Raw genomic sequence first — 9337 nt, forward strand, 5'->3', positions numbered from 1 at the left:
AGGGTGTGGTTATGAGAAAGAACGTGTTTGACGTTCAGCAGTTCATGATGAGTTTGGCCAACGATGAAGAATTGGCCAGGGAACTGGTTGCTGCCTTCCTGGAAGACGGCCCCAAACGCATGGCCTCCTTCAGCGAGGCCCTCGGTGCGGCCGATGCAGAAAGTGTTTCCAAGCTGGCCCATTCCCTCAAGGGCATGTCCGGGGTGGTCCACGCCAGCTCCCTGTCCGACATGGCCTTGGAAATGGAATATGCCGCCAGGAACGGGAAACTGTCCTCGGTACGGGACAGGCTCGCCGAGTTCAAGGCGCGCTTCAAACAGGCGAGCGACTGCATGAAGCAATTCCTGGACGAAAACTGAATTCAGCTCATATCTTTTATATAGACATATATGAGAAAAGGCCTGTCCATGCATGGACAGGCCTTTTCTTGTGTTCAGTTCAGAAGCGCTTATTCGGCAGCTTTTTCTTCAGCAGATTCGGCGGCTGGAGCTTTTTCGGCTTCAGGTTCCGCAACTGTAGCCTTTTCAGCTTCAGGCTCTGTGGCTGCGGCCTTTTCAGCTTCAGCTTCGGGTTTGACTTCCTCGGCCTGCACCGCGGCGGGCTTGGTGAAATCCAGGGAAAGGGCGTTCATGGCGACCACGATGTCGCTGGTGATGTCCACGGCTTCACTGGCCGAGATAACGGACTGCTTGCTCAGGATGAGGGTCAGCCCCTTTTCCTCGCGGTACGTTGCCAGCACTTCGCTGAACTTGGCGTCAACCATGGCCACGACACGCTGTTGCTCGGCGTTCATGGTGCTCTGCAATTCGCCCATGGCCAATTTGTAAGCGGCCACGGTTTCCTCGGTCTGGTTCTCCTGCATGGCCTTGTAGGCGCTCTCAGCCTTTGCCTGGAGGGGCTTGCCCAACTCCTGGAGGTAGGCCATGGCCTCGGTAGCGACCTTGTTATCCTTGAAGGCGGCAGCTTCGTCCACGATGCCGATCTTGACCGAAGGTTCCTGGTTACAAGCCGTCAGGGCCAGGGTCAGCACGGCGATGCAAAGCAGGGGAAAGATCCGTTTCATAATTCTATAGCTCCGTTGTTTTCGGTTGGTGTCACTCTGATTTCAAAGTCGGGCAAGAGTACGCGCGCTCCCGGTTCCTTGCAAGGGAAAGATCAGGCAACACTTTTCCCGACCTTCGGGCCGCTCCCGGTGTTCCCTTTTGCCGGATGGGCATCATCTGCCGAGGCAAAGAGTATCATGACCATTCGGAATATTAAGATTTTATTGTTGGCATAACCTTTGCTTTATATTTCCTTAGAGAAGGAGTCGGGAACTTTTTTCCGGGAATGGGTCTCCCGGTGGTTTCCGCAAGTCCGGTTTGAACCGGATCGGAGGAAGTATGAGTTTCAGCAGTATGTACGTTGGAGCCACAGGCGTGGTTGCCCACAACGCGAGCATGCAGGTAGTCGCCAACAACCTTGCCAATGTCAGCACGGTTGGCTTCAAGCGGGCGGACATCCTGTTCGGCGACCTCATCAGCCAACAGCTCGCCACAGGCAGTTCCCAATCGGATTCCGGCGCCCACTTTGTGAGCCAGATCGGCAAAGGTGTGGGCATTTCCCAGATACGAACGATCTTCACCGAAGGCGGCCTGGAAACCACCAACACGGTCACGGACCTTGCCATCACGGGCGAAGGTTTTTTCGGCATCAGCGATCCGCTCAGTCCGATCGCCGGCGCTTCCCACTACACCCGCGCCGGAGCGTTCCGGTTCAACAACGATGCGTATCTTGTAAACGCCCACGACTACCGGCTGCAAGGCTATGCCTATGACGCCGAAAACGACGTTTGGGCGACGACCGTATCCGATATCCAGCTTCCCTACGAGGAGGTGGCTGTCGACGGCCAAACAACCCGTCTGATCCGGTCCGATCCGTTTGCGACATCCTCGGTGGAGGTGGTCACCAACCTCGACCACACAGCGGCCGACCTGTTCACCAACTCCTCCAGTCCGCTCTTCGCCATGCTCGAAGCATACAACGCCAATCAGAGCAACGCCTCCACACCTTTCGGGAGCTCACTGCCGGAATATTCCACGAGCATTTCCGTTTACGATGAAGACGGCAACAGCCATGACATGACCATCTATTTCGATCCGGTCACCTCCAATGATCTTTCCAACGCGGTTCCAGGATACAGCTATTGGGAGTACCTTATCGCCTTGCCAGCAGATTCGGACGGCTCCAGCGCCTTCGGGACATCGGCGGCGGGGCTTGCCGGAGTGGGGGTTCTGACCTTTGACAGCCAGGGGCATCTCGTCGGACAGGCAGCCTATGCCCTTGACCCGACAGGGACCAGCGCTGCGGGCGGAACCAGTCTGAATTCCTGGGTTCCAGCCACTTTCAACGCGGACGGATTGCCGCAGATAACCTACACCTTCGGCAGCAACGGAGGTGCCGTGGGCACGACCAGAACCATCTCCTATGATTTCGGCATCAACTCCGACACCGGGTCCTGGGTTGGTTCCGGCGCCGGGACAGCCGCGAATGTCGGTACCAACGTGGGCAACCTGGTGGCGCTTGATTCCATGAACCGGGACGCGCGCGTCACCACCAACTACGATTCCCCGTCCGCAACCCTGTACCATATCCAGGACGGTTACTCCTGGGGATATCTGGATTATTTGAGCGTTGACCGCGAAGGCATCCTCAGCGGGCACTTCACCAACGGGCAAACCGAAGAAATGTACAAGGTGGGCGTATACCGGTTCAACAGCCCATGGGGACTGCGCCGCGACGGCCAGACCAATTTCGTGGAAACCAAGGCTTCCGGCGCTGCCATCGAAGGCGTTGCCGAAGACCGGGGACGCGGCACCATCTCCCAGAACACCCTGGAAAACAGCAATGTGGACATGGCCCAGGAGTTCGCAGACATGATCGTCACCCAACGAGGGTATCAGGCCAACACCAAGGTCATCACCACGTCCGACACGCTCCTGAACACGCTCATTTCCATCAAACGCTAGCCGCTGGCAAAAAATGTACAAGGGTGCTGTCCGGTTTTCCGGGCAGCACCCTTTTCCGTGTCGCTTCTTGAATTCCCACTGTAAACCGGATAGTGATACGCGTGTCCGCCAATCAAGGAGTTCCCCCTGTGACAGATCAAAGCGAACAACGCAGTCCCGAATCAATACTGGCCGCCGTCAAAGAAGTTGAAAGAGAGGCGCTGGGCGGTGCCGAAGCCCTGTTCATGGCCTCCATGCTGGCTGAATCGTCCCTGCCCTACGACTTTGCCCTGTCCATGGACGGCACACCGCACAACCCGGCCCTGATCAACCCAGCCGCCGCATTCTTCGCGGCCACGGCCATCATCGATCCTCTGGTGGAACGCGACCTCATCGACGTTGATGCGGACAATCAGGTGTTTGCCCTGCGCACCGATGCCAGAGACGCCCTGCGCGCCTCCTTTGACGAAGAACAATCCAGGGAATGGGCCTGTCGAGCCATCTACGGACTCAACCTGATCCTGCCCGATGCCGAGCCGCAAAACTGGCCCGTGGTCAACTGGCTCATGCCGCACGTCCTGGCCTGCCGAGACCTCGTGGCCGAATTGGGAGTCAACACCGCAGCTGCCAACCGCGTCATGCATCAGGCCGGTTTTTCACTGTACTTTCAGCAACGACACACGGAAGCCATCGCCCTCCTCGAAGCGGCCATGGCAACGGACGTGGCCGTCAAGGGCGGTCAGCATCCCGACATCGTCAACGACCTTGAGGGGCTGGCCACGGTCCATTGGGCTGCCGGAGACCTTGCCCGAGCCGAGGCCGCCTTTGCCGCCTGCTTTGAATTGCAGCAGGAAATCTTTACCGAAAACAACCCGGTCATGGGGTCCATACTCAACAGCCTGGCCATGGTCCGCCAGTCCATGGGGCGCCTGGACCAAGCCGAACAGACCTTCCGGCAGTGCCTCGCGATCCTCGAAACGGTGCAGGACGGCGAACATCCGGCCACGGCTTCCTGCCTGAACAATCTGGCCCTTTTGCTGGAAGCCCTGAACCGCCCCAAGGAAGCCCTGGACATGGCCGCAAGGAGCCTGTCCATCAATACCGATCTGTTCGGCGAAGCCCACCCGGAGACGGCATCCAGCCACAACGTCGTGGCCCTGCTGCACGACAGGTTGGGGAACCGCCCCGTTGCCGAAGCGCATTTCCGAAAAAGCCTCGGTATCCGTGAACAGATTTTCGGTTCAGAACACCCGGAAACGGCCCAGGCATTGTGCAACCTGGCCCTGTTCCTGGAGTCTTCAGGCCGAGATGAAGAGGCCTTCAAGACCTTTGAGCAGGGCTTCTCCGTCTACGAAGCCGCCCTGGGCCCCGACCATCCGCTCATGGACTCAGCACTGGAAAACATGCTCGCGCTCCTGGAGCGAATCGCCGCATCCGACAGCGACCTGCGCGGCAGGGCCGAGGAACGGCTCAAGACCATTGTGCAAAAGGCAGGCTAGCCATGCCGCAATTTCTTGCAGTCGGATTGGGTGAGATCCTCTGGGACGTGCTGCCTGACACACGCCTCCTTGGCGGTGCTCCAGCAAATTTTGCTTATCACATCAATGCGTTGGGCGGGGTCGGAGTGCCGGTCTCCCGAGTGGGTGACGACGACTTGGGCCGGGAGGCCCTTTCCCTGCTGGTCGACTACGGCCTGAACGTTGACGCCGTGTCCCTGGACCGGGCACACCCCACCGGCACAGTAAATGCCAGCATTGATGCCGATGGCGTGGCCACCTATGCCTTTCCCGACAATGTGGCCTGGGATTTCCTGACCTTGGATGAGGCGGCCCTGACCCTGGCTGCCAAAGCGGACGCCGTTTGCTTCGGCTCCCTGGCCCAGCGCTCAGCGGTGTCCAGACAAGCCGTGCACCAGTTTCTCCATGCCGCACCCAATGCGCTCAAGGTCTATGACATCAACCTGCGGCAAAACTTCTTCACCTCCGAAATCATCACCAGCTCCCTGGACCTGGCCGACGTACTCAAGATCAACGAAGACGAACTGGCCACGGTGACAGCCATGTTTTCCCTGCCCCGGAACGACAGGGCCGCCCTCAATGCGCTCATGAAAAAACACGGCCTCAAGCTGGCCGTCCTCACTCGGGGCCACAGGGGCAGCCTGCTCCTGTCTCCCGACGACATGTCCGACCTGCCGGGTCACCCCGTCGAGGTGAAGGACACCATCGGCGCAGGGGACTCCTTTACCGCAGCCCTGGTGCTCGGACTCCTGCTCGGCTGGCCCCTGGAAGCCATCAACCGCCGCGCCGCCGCAGTGGCTGCGCACGTGTGCGGCCAAGCCGGAGCCATGCCGACCATGCCCGAAACCCTGATGATGGAATAGACGCCCCGGACAGGGGGCGGATATGCATACCGAATACAGTTCGGAGCATCTTCGAAGCCGAAAGTCCTTACGCCTGCACCTTCCGCCAAAAATCCGGCCATTGCGCAAGCAGCTTGTGCATGGCTTTACCGCGATGGGAACGCCTGTTCTTCACTTCGGAGTCCAGCTCGGCCACATGGCAGCCCAACTCAGGGTCGATGACGATAACGTCGTAGCCGAAACCGCCCTTGCCCTTGTACCCGCGGCCCACCAAAATCTCGTAGGCGCCGTCCGTATTGATCTCAGTGCCGTTGGGTGCGCTGGCGGCCATGACGCAGCGGTACCGCCCTGTGCGTTTCCCGTCCGGAACATCCTGCATCTCGGCCAGCATCTTCTCGTTGTTGGCATGATCGTCGCACGCCTCGCCCGCATAGCGGGCAGAGTACACCCCGGGACGGCCGCCCAATGCGTCGATCTCTATCCCCGAATCATCGGCAACGGCCACCAGTCCGGTTATCTTGGACACGGCCCGCGCCTTGATAAAGGCGTTTTCCAGAAAGGTGTCGCCGGTCTCGGGTATGTCGCCGATCTCCGGAAATTCGGCCAGACTCTTCACCTGCAGACCGAATGGCTCCAACATGACGGAGAGTTCCCTGATCTTGCCCTTGTTGTTGGTCGCCAATACGATGGTATCCATATGAAAAAATCCCCCTGAGCTGGTTTGACTTCAGGGGGATGAGGCTACTCGGAGTTGCCGATTTCTTCAACCGCCAATAAGGGCGGCAGAAACAATGTCACCTTGGTCCCGACCCCTTCCACGGACATCAGGTCCACGTGGCCGCCAAGCTCGCCCACGATCTTGTGAATCTGGGCCAGTCCCAATCCGGCGCCTTTGTCCTTGGTGGAAAAAAACGGACTGAAAATCTTGTCGCGGATATCCAGAGGAATGCCTACGCCCGTATCTTCGACGGCCAACAGGGCCTTATCCTTATTCATGGAGGTGGTGACGAGAAGCCTGCCGCCCCCCTCCATGGCCTCAAGTGCATTCTTCACCAGATTGATCAGACACTGCTTGATCAGATCGGGGTTGGCCCGGACCTTGGCCATGGACTCGTCAAGACTGACATGCTGCACCACCTTCTGGTTCGAGCACGGAAGCCGCATGATATCCATGGTGGCAAGCACCAACTCGTTCAGGTCCACCTCGGCCACCTCGGCCTCGGTGGGACGGGTGAAATTCAACAGGCTCTTGAGAATCTGGTCCAGCCGTCTGGATTCGTCCAGAATGATGCCCAATTTTTCCCTCGCCTTGTCATCCACCCCCTGACTGCGCATCAGGGAATTGGCAAAGCCGCTGATGGAAAAGAGCGGGTTGCGTATTTCATGGGCCATATATGTGGACAACTCGCCGATGGACGCGAGCTTTTCGGCCTGCTGCAATCTGTTCTCCATGCTCCGGCGTTGGGTAATATCCCGCCGGATGGCCACCACGTTGCTGATCACGCCGTCCTCATCCACGATAGGAGTGGTATAAATACGATAATACTGAACCCGGCCGTCCTCTCCCACGGCACTGGTCGTTGCCTCGGCATGCGCCTTGGTGGACATGCTCTTTTCAAACGGGTCGTCCCATTGCTCGCACTCCCCCTCCGGGGCCGGATTGAAAATGTCGCAATAATGTTTGCCAAGAAGCGCCTTCTTGGATTGTCCTGTCCTGTCGAGAACGGTCTGATTCATGCCCACCACCTCCCCTTGCAGATTCAGGAAGAGTATTTCCTGATCCATCTGGTCTACGATGGTCTTGAGCATGTTCTGAGTGTGCAGCAGGTCGAGCTTGCAGGCCACCCACATGTTGCCGGAGGTCAGCAGGTTGATGAAGAAATTGGCTGCACCGCGCTCCACCAGCGTGATGGACGGCGGCAGGTAGTTGCGCAGTTCATGCACCAGCCCCGGCCTGCCCGTGGCCTCGATGACCATGTTGATCTCGGGGTGGTTGTCGAGCATGGCCTTGTAACCGGCATAGGTGGGAATAGTCCGCCCGGCATCATCCGCCCCGGGCAGAACGGACTCGCCCGGCAGGGAGGCGGCCACCACACCGATTTCCTTCAAGGTCTCATCGTTCGACTGATCCTTGAACATCTGCCAAAAGGTCAGCAAGGCAGGGATGTCGCCGATAACACCGATGACATATCGCTTGCTGTCAACATACGATCCGTCAATCAATTTGACCTCCTTACCTTACCTGTGCACACTGTTCCGGCCATTATGGCATTTGACACCGCAAGAATAATATCGCATTTGGACGAGCTTATCAAAGGAAATGAAAATGTCCCAACCGGCTCTCAATAGCATAAGAACACACACCATCAGCCTGGGGTGCCCAAAAAACCGCGTGGATACCGAACGGCTTCTGGGTGCGCTCGGCTCCGCCATGGTCCCGGTGGAAGAGGTAGCCGAGGCTGATCTCGTGCTCATCAATACCTGCGGTTTCATCCAGCCCGCCACGGAAGAATCCATTTCCACCATCTTGGACGCCGTTCGAGATGCCGCCGAAGCACTCGAAGATACGGGTAAAAAGCCGCTGATCTGCGTGGCCGGATGTCTGGTTTCACGATACGGTCAGGATCTCAAAGAGGGCCTGCCCGAAGTGGATCTGTGGCTGAACACCGAGGAAATCGGGCTTTGGCCCGCCATGGCCGCCAAGGCCCTGGCCGTGAACGTCCCTGGCGGCACGCCCCGAAGTCTGTCCACAGGTCCCTCCTACGCCTACCTCAAGGTGTCCGAGGGATGCTCCCACAATTGCCGGTTCTGCACCATCCCGTCCATCCGCGGACCGCACAAGAGCTGGTCCGTGGACTTCCTGATCAACGAGGCCCGATTGCTCGCCGACCAGGTCGCCGAGATCATCGTGGTTGGGCAGGATTCCACGGCCTATGGATCGGACCTGAGCCAGGACCAGGATCTGGCCACACTTGTCAAGGGACTTTCTTCCCTCTCCACGCTGCAGTGGCTGCGTATCATGTACCTCTATCCTGCCGGGCTGACCGAGCCTCTGCTCTCGTTGCTCAAGGAAACAGGTCCACCCTTTCTGCCCTATTTCGACATCCCGCTCCAGCATGCCCACCCGGACGTGCTTTCGGCCATGGGCCGACCGTTCGCCCGCGACCCCAAAAAGGTCGTGGACCGGGTACGCTCCTTCTTCCCGGAAGCCGCCCTGCGCACCACGTTCATCGTGGGCTATCCCGGCGAAACCGATGCACAGTTCCAAGCGCTCATGGATTTCGTGGAACAGACCCGTTTCCACCACCTCGGCGTGTTCCCCTACTGGCCCGAGGAAGGCACCCCGGCCGCGGCCATGGACAACCAGATACCGGACGAGATCAAGATCGCCCGGCGCGACTCCCTCATGGAACTCCAGGCAGGCATCAGTGCGGACATCCTGTCCGGCTATGTGGGCGAGACCCTGCCGGTGCTCATAGAGCAGCCGTCCGACGAATGGCCCGGTCTGTATATCGGTCGGGCATGGTTCCAGGCCCCGGATGTGGATGGGGTGACGTATGTCAGCGCTCCGCCCGACACCCCGCTTGAGTTGGGGACCATCGTAGAGGTGGAGATTGACAAGGCCGACACGTATGACCTTTCAGGTCTTGTGTAGGCCTATGAACGCTTTTTTTTAAGAAATAAGGAAGGCCGCCCAGGGGGCGGCTTCTTGTTTTGGGATGCGCGCCTTTGGCGCGAGAGGCATTGTTTGGTGCGTGCCGCACCAAAGGCATTCCATGTCCTTTTTCGCGGATGTGTGCGTGTTCCCCTTGCAGCAAGTCTGAAGAAGAGCCGTCGCTCATCGCTCCTCCATGTTTTTTTTCAGCCCTCCCGGCGGGGTTCTTTTTTGGCTGAGCCGCCCCAAAAAAGAACCAAAAAAATGCGGCTTTGGATTTTGGCCGCCCGGTGATCGGCGGCAAGAAGCTGATCGATTCGGGGTGGCTCCCTGCCT

Annotated in this window: 8 protein-coding genes; 5 read left to right on the top strand and 3 right to left on the bottom strand. The window is 58.7% G+C overall.

The annotated features are described in order from the left end of the window. The first annotated feature begins 11 nt into the window (after positions 1-11). On the top strand, positions 12-359 hold the full coding sequence (locus DWB63_RS13670) for an Hpt domain-containing protein (protein WP_164879897.1): 348 nt from the start codon (positions 12-14) through the stop codon (positions 357-359). A gap of 89 nt (positions 360-448) precedes the next feature. On the opposite strand, the gene DWB63_RS13675 is transcribed toward DWB63_RS13670, so the two are convergent. Further along, entirely contained in the window at positions 449-1063 is a 615-nt protein-coding gene (locus DWB63_RS13675; protein WP_128329409.1) for an OmpH family outer membrane protein, read from the bottom strand. Between the two features lie 319 nt (positions 1064-1382). Here DWB63_RS13675 and DWB63_RS13680 point away from each other — a divergent pair, with 319 nt between their 5' ends. The 3 genes from DWB63_RS13680 (at position 1383) to DWB63_RS13690 (ending at position 5367) form a co-directional block, all read left to right on the top strand. Beyond that, positions 1383-3008, top strand: a complete 1626-nt coding sequence (locus DWB63_RS13680; RefSeq protein ID WP_128329410.1) for a flagellar hook-basal body complex protein — start codon at positions 1383-1385, stop codon at positions 3006-3008. A gap of 128 nt (positions 3009-3136) precedes the next feature. After that, entirely contained in the window at positions 3137-4486 is a 1350-nt protein-coding gene (locus DWB63_RS13685; protein WP_128329411.1) for a tetratricopeptide repeat protein, read from the top strand. 2 nt (positions 4487-4488) lie between these two features. After that, a complete protein-coding gene (locus tag DWB63_RS13690) occupies positions 4489-5367 on the top strand; it encodes a carbohydrate kinase (RefSeq protein ID WP_128329412.1) in 879 nt (292 codons plus the stop codon). Between the two features lie 67 nt (positions 5368-5434). On the opposite strand, the gene rdgB is transcribed toward DWB63_RS13690, so the two are convergent. Both rdgB and DWB63_RS13700 read right to left on the bottom strand, forming a co-directional pair. Continuing rightward, on the bottom strand, positions 5435-6043 hold the full coding sequence (gene rdgB / locus DWB63_RS13695) for an RdgB/HAM1 family non-canonical purine NTP pyrophosphatase (RefSeq protein WP_128329413.1): 609 nt from the start codon (positions 6041-6043) through the stop codon (positions 5435-5437). Positions 6044-6087: 44 nt separating this feature from the next. Beyond that, entirely contained in the window at positions 6088-7569 is a 1482-nt protein-coding gene (locus DWB63_RS13700) for an ATP-binding protein (protein WP_241648852.1), read from the bottom strand. A gap of 103 nt (positions 7570-7672) precedes the next feature. On the opposite strand from DWB63_RS13700, the gene rimO reads away from it, so the two are divergent. Beyond that, positions 7673-9001 carry a 30S ribosomal protein S12 methylthiotransferase RimO gene (rimO, locus tag DWB63_RS13705; protein WP_128329414.1) on the top strand — a complete coding sequence of 443 codons (1329 nt, stop codon included), beginning with the start codon at positions 7673-7675 and terminating at the stop codon, positions 8999-9001. The last annotated feature ends 336 nt before the right edge of the window (positions 9002-9337 follow it).

This window comes from Pseudodesulfovibrio sp. S3, assembly GCF_004025585.1.
Classification (GTDB): Bacteria; Desulfobacterota; Desulfovibrionia; order Desulfovibrionales; family Desulfovibrionaceae; genus Pseudodesulfovibrio.

Excerpts from the sequence above, each read along its gene's own strand:
- DWB63_RS13690 (WP_128329412.1), top strand. The coding sequence starts at position 4,489 with ATGCCGCAATTTCTTGCAGTCGGATTGGGTGAGATCCTCTGGGACGTG.
- rimO (WP_128329414.1), top strand. The coding sequence starts at position 7,673 with ATGTCCCAACCGGCTCTCAATAGCATAAGAACACACACCATCAGCCTG.
- rdgB (WP_128329413.1), bottom strand. The coding sequence starts at position 6,043 with ATGGATACCATCGTATTGGCGACCAACAACAAGGGCAAGATCAGGGAA.
- DWB63_RS13675 (WP_128329409.1), bottom strand. The coding sequence starts at position 1,063 with ATGAAACGGATCTTTCCCCTGCTTTGCATCGCCGTGCTGACCCTGGCC.
- DWB63_RS13670 (WP_164879897.1), top strand. The coding sequence starts at position 12 with ATGAGAAAGAACGTGTTTGACGTTCAGCAGTTCATGATGAGTTTGGCC.
- DWB63_RS13680 (WP_128329410.1), top strand. The coding sequence starts at position 1,383 with ATGAGTTTCAGCAGTATGTACGTTGGAGCCACAGGCGTGGTTGCCCAC.